This is a genomic window from Xenorhabdus sp. NBAII XenSa04, assembly GCF_963866145.1.
GTDB lineage: Bacteria > Pseudomonadota > Gammaproteobacteria > Enterobacterales > Enterobacteriaceae > Xenorhabdus > Xenorhabdus indica.
In genome coordinates, this window is sequence record NZ_CAWMEB010000099.1 from 1 (window position 1) to 766 (window position 766).

General features: G+C 49.6%; 1 pseudogene. It reads right to left on the reverse strand.

Going from position 1 to position 766, the window contains the following annotated elements:
• Positions 1 to 260 precede the first annotated feature (260 nt).
• Positions 261 to 542, reverse strand: a pseudogene (gene tnpA, locus AAC147_RS05600) (IS200/IS605 family transposase); the annotation flags it as partial.
• Positions 543 to 766: the final 224 nt, after the last annotated feature.

Below are 766 nucleotides of genomic sequence, written 5' to 3' on the forward strand. Positions count from 1 at the left end.
GTGTAATAACGTTCGGTTTTTGCCGCTTTATTTACGGCACGGTTTTGCCTAGAATGCGCCTTAGCCATCATTCAACCTTAGTACTACAGCCGTAATCGTTCCGTAATCATCAGGTTATTCCGCCGACGATAATGACATTGTTGTGCGCGATACTGATGTCGTCGTCGCCAAGTTGACCAAACTCAACAACCACCGACTAAAGTCGGTGGGTTAGTGATTAACGGACTAAAAGTCCGGATACGCATCGGCTGAACGATGCGTCAATTATCCAGCCTGAAGTGATCATTCGGGTTGGGTTCAAAATGATGCTTCAGGTAGGCTTTTATCATCTCTTCCGTTAACTGGCCTACCGTCGCACAAAAATAGCCTCTGCACCAAAAATGCTGACCCCAGTAACGCTTTTTCAGGTGAGCAAACTCTTCAAACAACTTGCTCGCTGTCCTGCCCTTTATTCGCCTCATGATTTCTGAGGGCGCTAGCGTTGGAGGACAACTCACCAATATATGCACATGGTCTTTGCTCACGACGCCTTCTACTTTCCTTTGGACATCATCTTCTGCATCACCAGCTGCCCGAACATCCCGGCTGATTGCCTGACCTGCCCTACGCCCTGACTCATCATGCCTGCCATATCGCCCATGCGTACACCGGCCTACGCTAATGCCCCCAGCCAGACCATCGGCAGGACGATAAACAGTGTGCCCATCACCAGCCCCATGATTAAATCGTCCGAGGTATTCTGAATACCCGCCAGATTAAACAGGCT